The following is a 13,320-nucleotide window of genomic DNA, read 5'->3' as shown; positions in this document are numbered from 1 at the left end:
GCTTCGCCTTACCCGGCCTACCCATCCTTGCCCGTCGTCGCTACGGCTTTCTCGCTACCGGCACGTCCAGACTCTTCAAAATATCGACAAACGCGGATGGCTCGTCTTTATTGAACAGCAGCCACACGCGATGGCGCGCGCGGGTGATGGCCACATACAGCAAACGACGCTCTTCGGCATCCGGGAAGTCTTCCGGCACCGGCAGCAGGGCCTCTTCCATTACCGACTCGCGGGCCGGGGCCGGGAAACCATCGCTGCCCTCTTTCAGCCCCACCACAATGACATAGTCGGCCTGCTGCCCTTTGCTGCCGTGAATGGTCATAAATTCCAGCTGCAGCTTCGGCCAGCGGGTGGCCGCTTTTTCCAGCGCCGCGGGTTTAAGGTGATGGTAGCGCGCCAGCACCAGGATCCGTTCATCGGGCTTCGCGTAGCCGCTGAGCTTGTCCAGCAGCGGCTCCAGCTGGTCTTCCGCCAGCAGGGTGACGGCTTTTTTATCCCCCGGGCGCAGGCTATTGAGCGGCTTGGCCAGCTGGTGCGGGTTCTGCTGGATAAAGCGGTTGGCGATTTCACCAATCCGGGAGTTGAAGCGGTAGGTGGTGTCCAAATCGCTGCGGTCCCCTTCACCAAAATAGTGGTGGAACGCGGTCGTCAGCGAAAGCTGTGCCCCGCTGAAGCGATAGATGGCCTGCCAGTCGTCGCCCACCGCAAAAAGCGACGTATGCTTATTTTGTGCCCGCAGCGCCGAGAGCAGCGCCGCACGCTGCGGCGAGATATCCTGGAACTCGTCCACCAGAATATGCTTCCACGGGCTGACAAAACGGCCCTTCTCAAGAATGATGATGGCCTGATGGATCAGGCCGGAGAAGTCGACGGCATTTTCCTCTTTTAGCGCGGTTTTCCAGGCCTTCAGCAGCGGCGCCATCAGCTTGACCCGCTTCGAAAACAGATCGCGGATCGCCTCCGGCGCGCTTTCAATCATCTCTGCCTGCGTTCCGCCGTGCATTCGCATCAGGCTGACCCAGCGGTCAAGCCGCGAACCCAGCCTACGCGCGAGTTTGTCATCCTGCCAGAAGCTGCCCTCAGGCACCTCCCAGTTGAGCTCCTCCTCCAGCCACTGACGCCACCCTTTCGCCTGCGCCTTTTTCTCGCTGCACTGCTGGCGCCACGTTTTGATGAACAGCGCCTGACGCGCCTGCGCGTCGTTTTCCAGCTTGCTGATGGCAGGCACTTTTTTACTGCCCTGCTGAATAATATGCAGCGCAAGGGCATGGAAGGTTCTGGCGGTTATGTCCCGAGTATGGAGACGTTCCTGGATCCGTTCGTCCATCTCCTGGGCTGCCTTGCGGCCAAAAGCCAGCAGCAGAATCTGGTCGGCTACCGCCTCGCCCGTCGTCAGTATCCAGCCGGCACGCGCGACCAGCACCGACGTTTTACCGCTACCGGCGCCCGCCAGCACCAGCAGCGACTGCTCGCCGTTGACCACCGCGCGCGCCTGAGCCGGATTAAGCGGAGAAGACTCCACCGTGCTGAAAAAGTCGGCGTATTGGGTAAGCATGGCGTCCGTCCAGGCCTGGTTATGGGCGAGACGGCTTTTATCCTTATCATTCAGCCAGGCCTGGCACTGTCGCCAGGCGTCGCGACAATTGTCAAACTCCTCGAGGCGCGTCACGGATATCGGCAGCGCCGAGAGCGCCTGGCGGATTTTTTGCTGCAGCCCGGCGGTCTGCTGACGGGTGAGCCACGAATGCTGCGCGTTGATTTGCGCAATATCGTCCAGCACCATCTGAAGCACCCCGGAGGCAATTACGCTCATCTCCTGGCTCCACTGCTGCCAGAGCGCGTTGAGGTGATGATGGAAACGCTGGGTTTCCGCCCACTCGGTGCCGTGAAGGCGCACGACTTTATCGTCAGGCAGGACGAACTCCAGCTCGCCCCACACCAGCCCGCGTTTGCAGTGGATGGCCAGAAGCTGATTAAACGGAATAAGGTATTCGTGGCGTTCCCCGGAGACTTTCACCCCGGCATTAAGGAGAACCACCCTGTCGTAAGGGTGTTGCGCCAGGCGTTTGCCTAACGACGTTGCTTTCAGTTCCATGTTCCGCCACATCCACGAAGAGATAATTTACCTGACAGTTTAACTGCCAGTTTTAAGGTGCTCCAGCCTAAAAAAACGTTACAATCATTGGGCGTTAATTTTATCGAAAGGAAGTGAGGGTTTATGCGTACCGTTCTGAATGTGTTGAATTTTGTGCTGGGCGGTTTTGCCACCACCCTTTCCTGGCTTTTTGCCACGCTGGTGAGCATCGTCCTGATTTTCACGCTCCCCCTGACCCGCTCCTGCTGGGAAATCACAAAACTCTCCCTGGTTCCTTACGGGAACGAAGCCGTCCACGTTGACGAGCTGAACCCGGAGAGCAAAAACGCCCTGATGAACACGGGCGGAACCCTGCTTAACATTCTGTGGCTGATATTCTTCGGCTGGTGGCTGTGCATCATGCATATTTTTGCCGGTATTGCACAATGCATCACGATTATTGGTATTCCGGTGGGGATCGCAAACTTTAAGATCGCCGCTATCGCGCTTTGGCCCGTCGGGCGCAGGGTTGTTCCGGTAGAAGTGGCCCAGGCGGCGCGTGAAGCAAACGCTCGCCGTCGTTTTCAGTAAATAAGGACTGGCCGCGTTTATGCTAAGCCCACTGCTTCGCCGTTATACCTGGAACAGCACCTGGCTTTATAACGTCAGGATATTTATCGCGCTTTGCGGCACGGTTGCCCTGCCCTGGTGGCTGAATGACGTCAAGCTCACCATTCCGCTCACCCTTGGCGTAGTGGCCGGGGCGCTGGCGGACCTGGACGATCGCCTGGCCGGGCGTTTACGTAACCTAGTCATCACGCTCGTCTGCTTTTTTATCGCGTCAGCGTCCGTTGAGCTGCTTTTCCCCTGGCCCTGGCTGTTTGCCCTGGGTCTGACGCTCTCGACCAGCGGGTTTATTTTGCTGGGCGGCCTTGGGCAGCGCTATGCCACCATCGCGTTTGGGGCACTGCTGATCGCCATCTACACCATGCTGGGCGTTTCCCTGTACGACCACTGGTATCAGCAGCCTGTTCTGATGCTGCTGGGCGCCGTCTGGTACAACCTGCTGACGCTGACCGGTCATCTGATCTTCCCGGTTCGCCCGCTGCAGGATAACCTTGCCCGCAGCTTTGAGCAGCTGGCCCACTATCTGGAACTCAAATCCCGGCTGTTCGACCCCGATATCGAAGAAGAAAGTCAGGCTCCGCTCTACGATCTGGCGCTGGCAAATGGCCAACTGGTCGCCACCCTGAACCAGACAAAGGCCTCGCTGCTTACCCGCCTGCGCGGCGACCGCGGCCAGCGCGGGACCCGAAGGACCTTACACTACTATTTTGCTGCCCAGGATATACATGAACGCGCCAGCTCATCGCACGTTCAGTATGCTGCCCTGCGCGAAAAGTTCCGCTACAGCGACGTGATGTTTCGCTTCCAGCGTCTGCTGTCCATGCAGTCCCAGGCCTGCCAGCAGCTCTCGCGCTCCATTCTGCTGCGCACGCCCTATCAGCATGACCCGCGCTTTGAACGCGTTTTTAGCCACCTTGATGCGGCCCTCGACCGCGTTCAGGCCAGCGGAACGTCGCCGGAACACATCAAAGCACTTGGTTTTTTGCTGAACAACCTGCGGGCGATTGACGCTCAACTGGCGACCATTGAGTCCGAACAGGCGATGGCGCTACCGGGCAGCGAGGTGGACAATCAGCTTGCTGATGACAGCGTGCACAGCGTTAGCGATATGTGGCTACGGCTGAGCCGTAACTTTACGCCGGAGTCGGCGCTCTTTCGCCACGCCGTGAGAATGTCGCTGGTGCTGTGCGTGGGTTACGCCTTTATCCAGATAACCGGGCTGCAACACGGCTACTGGATCCTGCTGACCAGCCTGTTCGTCTGCCAGCCGAACTACAACGCCACCCGACACCGTCTTGCGCTGCGCATTATCGGCACGCTGGTTGGCGTCGCGATCGGCCTTCCGGTGCTCTATTTTGTGCCTTCCGTCGAAGGTCAGCTGATCCTCATCGTAATTACCGGCGTGCTGTTCTTCGCGTTTCGCAACGTGCAGTATGCCCATGCCACCATGTTCATCACGCTGCTGGTGCTGCTGTGCTTTAACCTGCTGGGTGAAGGGTTTGAAGTCGCCTTGCCTCGCGTGATTGATACGCTGATTGGCTGTGCAATTGCCTGGGCCGCAGTCAGCTTTATCTGGCCAGACTGGCGTTTCCGCAATCTGCCGCGGGTGGTAGACAGGGCAATGAACGCCAACTGTCGCTACCTTGACGCTATTCTGGAACAGTACCACCAGGGGCGCGATAACCGCCTGGCGTACCGGATAGCCCGTCGCGATGCGCACAATAGTGATGCAGAACTGGCCTCCGTTGTCTCGAACATGTCGACGGAGCCTCGCGCCACGGAGGAGATTCGCGAGACTGCGTTCCGCCTGCTCTGCCTGAACCATACGTTCACCAGCTATATTTCAACGCTGGGCGCCCACCGAGAGAAGCTCACCAACCCGGGAATTCTCAACCTGCTTGATGACGCCGTCTGCTATGTCGATGACGCACTTCACCACCGCCCGGCCGATGAGCCGCGCGTTCAGCAGGCGCTGGATGAACTGGCTCAACGCATTGCGCATCTTGATCCAGGAAACGACAGCAAAGCGCCGCTGGTGCTACAGCAGATAGGCCTGCTTATCGCTCTGCTGCCTGAAATTTGCCGGCTGCAACAGCAAATTGCTACCTGGAGGAGTAGTTCTCCTGTGGCTCAGGCAGCGCATTAAACCACTCCGTCAGCTCCCGGCGAATGCCTGCCGGGAGTGCCGCCTCATGCAGCCCTTCGATTGCCCCCTCAAGCGCAAAGAGAACCTTGATGCTGAGCGCTTTATTTTTTGCCCGCATCTTTAGCCAGCTCGCTCTGGCCCCCAGCGCCCGCAGCGTTTCTTCATTGGTGATGCCTGCTTCAAAGAGCAAGACCTCAATCTGAAAGGTCAGGTTTGGCAGATCTTTTAGTCGGTTACGCTGATGGCGCTGATAGCGCTCTTTTCTTGCCGCGCTGAGCGCAAAGGAAGAGAGCTGGAGCAACCGCTCCCTGTCCTGCCATAATCCCTCATCCACGCGGTAATAGTTAAGCAGCACCGGGCGGCCTCGCTTCATCAGCGTTAAAAATGAAGAGGCATTTTTGACACAGTATTTTGCACTCTCCTCACAGGCCCGAAGATAAAGTTCGCCATCAGACACCATGGCAAAGACGGCATCATCCACCGCCAGGGTGTAGCCTCCAAACAGCGCGCGATGATGGATCTCGCCAAGTGGTGAAAGGTATTCCTGGGATTTATAAATCCGTTCATAAGATATCTTTTTCATGATATTTCCCTTCAAAATCATAAAGTAACAACGAAATTTCTTACTAGCGGATCCGTTAGCAGGAAAATAGGCAACTTATCTCCGTTGAGCAAGATGATTTTTCAAGGGGCCTCAAGATTGAATGAATTTTGCGAGTCGCTTTCCGAAAATGAGGTTGATCTTTATGCATACAGGAGTTACTGTATATCCATACAGTAACTACAGGGCTGGAATGAATATGCACACTTCAGGCTATGCAAATCGCTCAACCTCTCTCTCTTCCACCGCAGGCAATGTCGCGCAGAAATCCGTCGAGCGTGTTTCCACGGGGCTTATCAGTGAAGTGGTTTATCGTGAAGACCAGCCCCTGTTGACGCAACTTCTGTTGTTGCCGTTATTGCAACAGCTTGGTCAGCAATCGCGCTGGCAGCTTTGGCTTACGCCTCAGCAAAAACTGAGCCGTGAGTGGGTTCAGTCCGCAGGCCTTCCGCTAACCAAGGTCATGCAGATTAATCAGCTCGCACCGTGCGATACCGTTGAGTCAATGATTCGTGCGTTACGCACCGGAAATTACAGCGTGGTGATTGGATGGTTATCGGAAGAGTTGACGGAAGAAGAGCATTTTCGTCTGACGGAAGCCGCTGAAGAAGGAAATGCGATCGGATTCATTATGCGTCCGGTTCGATCGGATTCTTACCGCAAAGGACAACTTTCTGGGCTGAAAATTCACTCAAATTTGTATCACTGAGTGAAATTAAGATTTTTCCTGGAATTTTTTTTGACAGCAAGATGGGATTTAAGTTCCCGGTCTCAAAATTGCGGCAAGGCTTGTCTGGTGCGGTTCTCCTTAATTTTATTGCACAAAATTCGTTCGAAAAATGTTAAATAATCGGTATACGGAACTTTTTTTTTCATATGCCTGACGGACTTCACACTTGTAAGTTTTCAGCTACGTTGTAGACTTTACATCGCTAGGGGTGCTCGGCCTAAGCCGAAGATATCGGTAGATTTATATTTGACCACGCCCCCCGGTGAAGGATTTAACCGTGATTCTCAGTTGAGACATTCATGGCGAATTTTGGATGATAACGAGGCGCAAAAAATGAAAAAGACAGCTATCGCGATTGCAGTGGCACTGGCTGGCTTCGCTACCGTAGCGCAGGCCGCTCCGAAAGATAATACCTGGTATGCAGGTGGTAAACTGGGCTGGTCTCAGTTCCACGACACCGGCTGGTACAACAGCAGCCTGAACAACGATGGCCCTACTCACGAGAGCCAGCTTGGTGCAGGTGCGTTCGGTGGCTATCAGGTTAACCCGTATGTTGGTTTTGAAATGGGTTACGACTGGTTAGGTCGTATGCCATACAAAGGCGACACCGTAAACGGCGCTTTCAAAGCACAGGGCGTTCAGCTGACCGCTAAACTGGGTTACCCAGTAACTGACGATCTGGACGTGTACACCCGTCTGGGCGGCATGGTATGGCGCGCTGACTCCAGCAACAGCATCGCTGGCGACGACCATGACACCGGTGTTTCCCCAGTATTCGCTGGTGGCGTTGAGTGGGCTATGACCCGTGACATCGCTACCCGTCTGGAATACCAGTGGGTTAACAACATCGGCGACGGTGCTACCGTTGGCGTTCGTCCAGACAACGGCATGCTGAGCGTAGGTGTTTCCTACCGTTTCGGCCAGCAGGAAGACGCAGCACCAGTTGTTGCTCCAGCGCCGGCTCCAGCTCCAGAAGTACAGACCAAGCACTTCACTCTGAAGTCTGACGTTCTGTTCAACTTCAACAAAGCGACTCTGAAACCAGAAGGCCAGCAGGCACTGGATCAGCTGTACACCCAGCTGAGCAACCTGGATCCTAAAGACGGTTCCGTAGTGGTTCTGGGCTTCACCGATCGTATCGGTTCTGACGCTTACAACCAGAAACTGTCTGAGAAACGTGCTCAGTCTGTTGTTGATTACCTGATCTCTAAAGGTATCCCAGCTAACAAGATCTCCCCACGTGGTATGGGCGAATCTAACCCAGTGACTGGCAACACCTGTGACAACGTGAAAGCTCGCGCTGCACTGATCGACTGCCTGGCTCCAGATCGTCGCGTAGAGATCGAAGTTAAAGGCATCAAAGACGTTGTAACTCAGCCAGCGGCATAAGTTATCGTCTTATAAAAAAACCCCGCCATGCGGGGTTTTTTATTGTCTGAAGAAAAGTAAAAATCTACTTCTTGCCCAACAGCGCCTGAAGGTCGTTCTTCAGCGTCGACATCTGGCTGGCGTACTTCTCTTTATGCTCGGCGTCTTCAATCAACTGCACGATGGTTTCCGAAAGCGTTTTGCCCCGTCGTTGGGCAAGCCCGGCCAGACGCTGCCAGACAACGAACTCCAGGTCGATTGATTTTTTGCGCGTGTGCTGATGCTCAGCGTTAAAATGCCGTTTGCGTCGCGCGCGGATAGTTTGCTTCATCCGGTTTAACAATGCAGGATTAATGTGTTTCTCTATCCAGCCGTTAACCTGAACCGGTTCATTTTCGAGGGTCAGCAAAATATCCACGGCTTCTTGCGCAGCGCTGGCTTCGATGTAGCAGGTGATCAGCTCCCCTTCACGGTGCTTTTTGACCAGGTACTTCCATTTCCAGCCGCTTTCGAGATTTTCCAGTTGTTGATATTTCATTGCGATCTCAGTGTTACCACGTAACTCTGTTCAGAATATCAGTTTTTTAGCAATCTGCTGAAAAGAAATCATATCCTGTGAGTGAATGCAGCCAATCGGCCTGCCGAAATACCCAATCCTGCTTGGGTAGAGCCCCCCGCTTACGGTATACTCCACGCTTTTACATCTGACTAAAAAACATCAACTTTGACCATTACGAAACTTGCATGGCGTGACCTTGTTCCGGATACCGAAAGTTATCAGGAACTGTTTGCACAGCCAGATCTCGCAAAAGAACACGAATTCATCCTTAGCGATACGCAGCCCCGTTTGCATTATGCGCTGGAGCAGGTGTTAAGCCCGTGGGCAACTGCGCCTTTCATGCTGCTCAAGGCTCCGGAAGAAGCGGAATACCTGACGCTGCTCGGAGATGCCGTACGCCAGCTGAAGCCGGAAGCGAACGCAGTTTTTGGCGGCCAGTATCGTATCGCGGGACGTGATGTTACATTCGAACCGGCGGCGCAGGCCGATGGCGGTTTTGCCGCTAAGGGTGAAGTGATTACCGCTAACTGGGTCGAGGCTGAACAGCTTTTTGGGTGTCTGCGCCAGTTTAACGGAGAACTTTCGCTGCAGCCGGGGCTGGTACACCGCGCAAATGGCGGTGTTCTCATCATCTCTCTGCGCACCCTGCTCTCGCAGCCGCTGTTGTGGATGCGTCTGAAAACCATCGTGCACCAGCAGCGTTTCGACTGGGTCGGCTACGACGAGTCTCGTCCTCTGCCAGTCTCTGTTCCGTCTATGCCGCTGTCGCTGACCGTCGTGCTGACGGGAGACCGTGAATCGCTGGCTGACTTCCAGGAAATGGAGCCGGAACTGGCTGAGCAGGCGGTGTATAGCGAATACGAAGACAACATCCAGATTGCCGATGCCGACGATATGGCGCAGTGGTGCCAGTGGGTGATGGCCGTTGCGGAACGTTTTGCCCTACCAACGCCTGCGGCTGACTCGTGGCCGGGCTTAATCCGTGAAGCGGTACGCTACACCGGTGACCAGGAAACGCTGCCGCTTTGCCCGCTCTGGATCGGCAAACAGCTGCGTGAAGTGGGCGCGATCGGCGGTGACGGCGCGTTCACCGGAGAACAGCTCTCCCAGATGCTGGCCCAGCGCGAGTGGCGAGAAGGCTACCTTGCTGACCGTATGCAGGATGAAATTCTGCTTGAACAAATTCTGGTGGAAACCGAAGGCGAACGCGTTGGGCAGATCAACGCCCTGTCGGTCATTGAATTTCCTGGCCATCCGCGCGCATTCGGGGAACCGTCCCGAATCAGCTGCGTTGTGCACATTGGCGATGGCGAGTTCACCGATATCGAACGGAAAGCCGAGCTGGGCGGCAACATTCATGCGAAAGGCATGATGATCATGCAGGCGTTTTTGATGTCAGAGCTACAGCTCGAGCAACAGATCCCCTTCTCCGCCTCGCTGACGTTTGAGCAGTCCTACAGCGAAGTGGATGGCGATAGCGCCTCCATGGCGGAGCTGTGCGCCTTGATCAGCGCCCTGGCGGAAGTGCCTATCAATCAGAATATCGCGATCACCGGTTCGGTGGACCAGTTTGGTCGTGCGCAGCCAGTGGGTGGCCTCAACGAAAAAATTGAAGGCTTCTTCGCTATCTGTCAGCAGCGTGGTTTAAACGGCAAACAGGGCGTGATTATTCCTGCGCCCAATGCGCGCCATTTGAGCCTCAGCCAGGATATTCTGGATGCGGTTGAACAAGAGCAGTTCGCTATCTGGGCCATCGAAGGGATTGAGGATGCACTACCCTTACTGACAAACCTGGTGTGGGATGGTGAAGGGCAAACCACCCTGATGCAGACTATCCAGGAGCGCATTGCTCAGGCGACACAGCAGGATGCTCGCCACCGTTATCCATGGCCGTTACGCTGGCTGGGCTGGTTTAGTTCGAACTGATCGGACTTGTTCAGCGTACACGTGTTAGCTATCCTGCGTCCTTCACTAAAATAAGGCTTACTGAGAACATGGTAGATAAACGCGAATCCTATACAAAAGAAGATCTTCTTGCCTCTGGTCGCGGTGAACTGTTTGGCGCGAAAGGCCCACAGTTGCCGGCCCCGAACATGCTGATGATGGACCGTGTCGTGAAAATGACCGAAACCGGCGGCAACTTCGATAAGGGTTACGTAGAAGCAGAACTCGATATCAACCCGGACCTGTGGTTCTTCGGTTGCCACTTTATTGGCGATCCGGTAATGCCTGGCTGTCTGGGCCTGGATGCCATGTGGCAGCTGGTTGGCTTCTATCTGGGCTGGCTGGGCGGCGAAGGTAAAGGCCGCGCGCTGGGCGTGGGCGAAGTGAAATTCACTGGTCAGGTTCTGCCTACAGCGAAGAAAGTGACCTATCGTATTCACTTCAAGCGCATCGTTAACCGTCGCCTGATTATGGGCCTGGCAGATGGCGAAGTGCTGGTCGACGGTCGTCTGATCTATAGCGCAAGCGACCTGAAAGTTGGCCTGTTCCAGGACACTTCCGCGTTCTGATCGTGCTTTTGGCACCTCCAGAAAGGCGAAACCTCCGCAATGCGGAGGTTTCTTTTTTTAAAGAGACGTTATCAGGCTATGAGTGCCCTGTCGCCGATGGCTTCTCGCCAGCCTCCAAGCCATTGTGACCTTTGATTTATCGTCTGATAAGGACACATTTCTTTAGAACGCCCAGCGATGCCGGCCTGATAACCACGTTGATGAGCCCGTTCCAGGCGATCTCGTTTCTGTCTCTTCATGCCTCGTTTCCCTCATTCTTTTGTCTGGTGGAAAGAAAACAGTGTCTGCACTCATTGCACAGGCACAGATAACGAATACCCCGAATTCATTGCAGCGTCAATGTTCAAAATTCATACGGGTGTCATATTTGTGAGCTAGCCAGAAGATCATTTGTACAAAAAGTGTGACCCGGCACAAGTAACAACCTGAAGCCAAAACGAAAAAAAAACCGCAATCAGCGCCAGGCCAATTGCGGTTTTTAATGATGAATTTTACTTATGGCAGCCGGGAAATCTCCCTCGCGATGCTGGCCGACTCCTGGGCCCAACCCTGCGCCAGGACTTTCACCATTTCGTCATAGCCATCTTTTTGCTGCTTCAGCTCCAGATGGAAAGGACGCTTAATCAGCTGCCCCTGATGGTTCAGCAGCCACTCCCCGCTGATGATAACGGCACCGTCATACCGACCATGGAAGCCCGTTACCGTAACGTTCAGCGTATCCTGATCGCTACCCAGTGGCTGGGAAGCAACAACCCAGCCCGGAAGCTGGCTGCTCAGGTTGGCCACCAGCGTATTGCGCAACTGCTGATCCAGCGGGCTGGCCCAAAGGTTATTGTTGGCAATGGTGTACTGTACATCGCTGGTCTGGTAGACCACCCCGTTGCCAGCCAGGTAGTCCGGCACGGCAACTTGCTCAACCCACAGCAGACGGTTGCCTTGTGAAGCGGTACTCTGGGTACCTGCCTGCGCCATCAGCGGTAGCTGATAGTAGCTTTTCGTTTCACTGCCTGAGCTACAGGCCGTGAGTACCATCGCTCCTACAATCGCTAGCCATTTTTTCATTGTTTCGCCCTCTTCGGCTCAGGATCCTTTTTATCTTTCGCTTCAAACACCAGCGCGTTGCTCTTCTCGTTGAGCGTTTTCAGCACCGGCTGCAGTTCGCGCAAGACCAGATCAAGACGCTGCATGTCTGCCACCATCTTGTTGTAGGCCGCCGAGCCCGGCTGGAAGCCCTGCATACTGCGGTTAAGCTCGCGCAGCGTTTTCTGCATGTCCTGCGGCAGCTGCTGCATACTCTGGCTCGCCGTGATCTTGTTGATGTTATCCAGCGTGGTTTGCAGACGCTGCATTGTCTCCTGACTCTGATGGAGCGAGCCGGTTGCCGCTTCAATCATCGGATTCAGTGGCAGATTGTTGATCTTATCCAGGGTTTCCATCAGACGCTGCTGGATCTGCGCCAGACCGCTGCTCACCGTTGGGATGATCTTGTACCCCCCGAATTCACGGATACCGGTAATTGGCGGTGCTTTCGGGTAGAAGTCCATATCCACATACAGCGCGCCGGTCACCAGGTTACCCGTCTTCAGGGATCCGCGCAGACCGCGCTCCATCAGTTGAGAAATATGCGTAGCAATATCCTGATTCTCGCCAATCTGGTTGATCAAGCGTTCAGGTTCTATACGAATCAGCACCGGAATGCGGTAATCATCATCCAGAACCTGCTGCAGGCCAGGCACAAAGAACGGCACTTGCCCAACCGTACCCAAACGAATACCGCGGAACTCAACAGGCGCACCCGGCTGCAGGCCGCGAACGGAGTCTTTAAAGAACATCAGGAAGTCAACGTGATCGGTATAGAGCGCATCCTGAATGCTTTTTTGATCGTCAAAGAGACGAAAAGCGGTGTTCTCTGCCACCGGCTGCCCAAGATCCAGGCCTTCCGGTACGTCAAAACTCACGCCACCGCCAAACAGCGTTGTCAGCGAGCCCATTTCAACGCGCATGCCTGCCGAGGTCAGATCGACCGCGATGCCGCTGTCTTTCCAGAAGCGGACATTGCTGGTAACCAGACGATCGTTTGGCGCATTGATGAAGAGCTGATAGCTGATCGCGCGTTTCTGCGGATCGAACGTGCTTTTCTCCACCGATCCGACGCGGTAGCCGCGGAACAGGACCGGGTCGCCCGCCGTAAGCTGACCTGCTTTTTTGCTGTCGAGGATCACGCGGATGCCCTTGGCATCCGGCGGCGCGAGCGGCGGCGAGTCGAGAAGCTGGTATTGCCCAGGTTGGCTACCCTTCGTGCCGGGCTGCAGTTCGATATAGGCACCGGAGAGGAGCGTCCCTAAGCCGCTAATCCCTTCACGTCCCACCTGCGGCTTAACGACCCAGAAAACGGAATCGCCGTGCAGCAGTTTTTCCATGCCGGCATTCAGACGCGCCTTAATCTCTACATGGGTTAAATCGTCGGTCAGGGTTGCGCTTTCCACCACGCCCACGTCCACGCTACGGCTTTTGATGGTCGTTTTACCGCCCTCAATGCCCTCCGCATTGGTGGTGATCAGCGTGACTTCCGGTCCCTGATGGCTGTAATGATAAAACAGGATCCAGGCACCGATCAGCGCAGTCACGATGGGAAATATCCACACCGGCGACCAGTTTTTGACCTTCTGCACTTTCGCCTCTCCACTCTTATTTTCCATGCT

12 protein-coding genes are annotated in these 13,320 nt (G+C 55.1%); 6 read left to right on the top strand and 6 right to left on the bottom strand.

The genetic code is table 11. The features are described from left to right. Positions 1-40 precede the first annotated feature (40 nt). On the bottom strand, positions 41-2,095 hold the full coding sequence (gene helD / locus FY206_RS09035; RefSeq protein WP_077064055.1) for a DNA helicase IV: 2,055 nt from the start codon (positions 2,093-2,095) through the stop codon (positions 41-43). A 123-nt stretch (positions 2,096-2,218) separates the two neighbouring features. Between helD and FY206_RS09030 the strand changes: the two genes are divergently transcribed. Continuing rightward, complete coding sequence (locus FY206_RS09030) at positions 2,219-2,665, top strand: YccF domain-containing protein (RefSeq protein ID WP_032639339.1); 447 nt, start codon at positions 2,219-2,221, stop codon at positions 2,663-2,665. 19 nt (positions 2,666-2,684) lie between these two features. Beyond that, the gene (gene yccS / locus FY206_RS09025; RefSeq protein ID WP_077064056.1) at positions 2,685-4,847 is read left to right on the top strand and encodes a YccS family putative transporter; all 2,163 of its coding nucleotides are present in this window, start codon (positions 2,685-2,687) and stop codon (positions 4,845-4,847) included. Here yccS and FY206_RS09020 read toward each other — a convergent pair. Continuing rightward, positions 4,804-5,430, bottom strand: coding sequence for a TfoX/Sxy family DNA transformation protein (locus FY206_RS09020; RefSeq protein WP_032639334.1), 627 nt, complete (start codon positions 5,428-5,430; stop codon positions 4,804-4,806). The two genes, yccS and FY206_RS09020, sit on opposite strands and share 44 nt — an antisense overlap. A gap of 217 nt (positions 5,431-5,647) precedes the next feature. On the opposite strand from FY206_RS09020, the gene sulA reads away from it, so the two are divergent. After that, positions 5,648-6,157 carry an SOS-induced cell division inhibitor SulA gene (gene sulA, locus FY206_RS09015; protein ID WP_032639331.1) on the top strand — a complete coding sequence of 170 codons (510 nt, stop codon included), beginning with the start codon at positions 5,648-5,650 and terminating at the stop codon, positions 6,155-6,157. A gap of 354 nt (positions 6,158-6,511) precedes the next feature. Continuing rightward, a complete protein-coding gene (ompA, locus tag FY206_RS09010; RefSeq protein WP_120286683.1) occupies positions 6,512-7,567 on the top strand; it encodes a porin OmpA in 1,056 nt (351 codons plus the stop codon). 64 nt (positions 7,568-7,631) lie between these two features. Here the strand turns inward: ompA and matP are convergent, their stop codons facing one another. After that, positions 7,632-8,084: a macrodomain Ter protein MatP gene (gene matP, locus FY206_RS09005; RefSeq protein ID WP_032639326.1), complete on the bottom strand. Its 453-nt coding sequence runs from the start codon at positions 8,082-8,084 to the stop codon at positions 7,632-7,634. Positions 8,085-8,270: 186 nt separating this feature from the next. Between matP and FY206_RS09000 the strand changes: the two genes are divergently transcribed. Both FY206_RS09000 and fabA read left to right on the top strand, forming a co-directional pair. Next, positions 8,271-10,031, top strand: a complete 1,761-nt coding sequence (locus FY206_RS09000) for an AAA family ATPase (RefSeq protein WP_032639324.1) — start codon at positions 8,271-8,273, stop codon at positions 10,029-10,031. Positions 10,032-10,099: 68 nt separating this feature from the next. Next, positions 10,100-10,618: a 3-hydroxyacyl-[acyl-carrier-protein] dehydratase FabA gene (gene fabA, locus FY206_RS08995; RefSeq protein ID WP_008499931.1), complete on the top strand. Its 519-nt coding sequence runs from the start codon at positions 10,100-10,102 to the stop codon at positions 10,616-10,618. A 71-nt stretch (positions 10,619-10,689) separates the two neighbouring features. Here fabA and rmf read toward each other — a convergent pair whose 3' ends face one another. The 3 genes from rmf to pqiB all read right to left on the bottom strand — a co-directional run bounded on the left by rmf (position 10,690) and on the right by pqiB (position 13,317). Then, on the bottom strand, positions 10,690-10,857 hold the full coding sequence (gene rmf, locus FY206_RS08990; RefSeq protein WP_013097261.1) for a ribosome modulation factor: 168 nt from the start codon (positions 10,855-10,857) through the stop codon (positions 10,690-10,692). A 256-nt stretch (positions 10,858-11,113) separates the two neighbouring features. Continuing rightward, positions 11,114-11,680: a membrane integrity-associated transporter subunit PqiC gene (pqiC, locus tag FY206_RS08985; RefSeq protein WP_014883249.1), complete on the bottom strand. Its 567-nt coding sequence runs from the start codon at positions 11,678-11,680 to the stop codon at positions 11,114-11,116. Continuing rightward, complete coding sequence (pqiB, locus tag FY206_RS08980; protein WP_032639321.1) at positions 11,677-13,317, bottom strand: intermembrane transport protein PqiB; 1,641 nt, start codon at positions 13,315-13,317, stop codon at positions 11,677-11,679. Before pqiB ends, pqiC begins: the two co-directional genes overlap by 4 nt. Positions 13,318-13,320 lie beyond the last annotated feature (3 nt).

Origin of the sequence: Enterobacter chengduensis (assembly GCF_001984825.2) — a bacterium.
GTDB lineage: Bacteria > Pseudomonadota > Gammaproteobacteria > Enterobacterales > Enterobacteriaceae > Enterobacter > Enterobacter chengduensis.
Note: the sequence above shows the minus strand (reverse complement) of the source record. Positions and strands in the feature narration are given on the sequence as shown.

What these genes read in the sequence shown, in the direction of transcription:
- FY206_RS09030 (WP_032639339.1), top strand. Translation starts at nt 2,219, where the DNA reads ATGCGTACCGTTCTGAATGTGTTGAATTTTGTGCTGGGCGGTTTTGCC.
- FY206_RS09020 (WP_032639334.1), bottom strand. Translation starts at nt 5,430, where the DNA reads ATGAAAAAGATATCTTATGAACGGATTTATAAATCCCAGGAATACCTT.
- matP (WP_032639326.1), bottom strand. Translation starts at nt 8,084, where the DNA reads ATGAAATATCAACAACTGGAAAATCTCGAAAGCGGCTGGAAATGGAAG.
- yccS (WP_077064056.1), top strand. Translation starts at nt 2,685, where the DNA reads ATGCTAAGCCCACTGCTTCGCCGTTATACCTGGAACAGCACCTGGCTT.
- rmf (WP_013097261.1), bottom strand. Translation starts at nt 10,857, where the DNA reads ATGAAGAGACAGAAACGAGATCGCCTGGAACGGGCTCATCAACGTGGT.
- pqiB (WP_032639321.1), bottom strand. Translation starts at nt 13,317, where the DNA reads ATGGAAAATAAGAGTGGAGAGGCGAAAGTGCAGAAGGTCAAAAACTGG.
- pqiC (WP_014883249.1), bottom strand. Translation starts at nt 11,680, where the DNA reads ATGAAAAAATGGCTAGCGATTGTAGGAGCGATGGTACTCACGGCCTGT.
- fabA (WP_008499931.1), top strand. Translation starts at nt 10,100, where the DNA reads ATGGTAGATAAACGCGAATCCTATACAAAAGAAGATCTTCTTGCCTCT.
- sulA (WP_032639331.1), top strand. Translation starts at nt 5,648, where the DNA reads ATGCACACTTCAGGCTATGCAAATCGCTCAACCTCTCTCTCTTCCACC.
- ompA (WP_120286683.1), top strand. Translation starts at nt 6,512, where the DNA reads ATGAAAAAGACAGCTATCGCGATTGCAGTGGCACTGGCTGGCTTCGCT.
- helD (WP_077064055.1), bottom strand. Translation starts at nt 2,095, where the DNA reads ATGGAACTGAAAGCAACGTCGTTAGGCAAACGCCTGGCGCAACACCCT.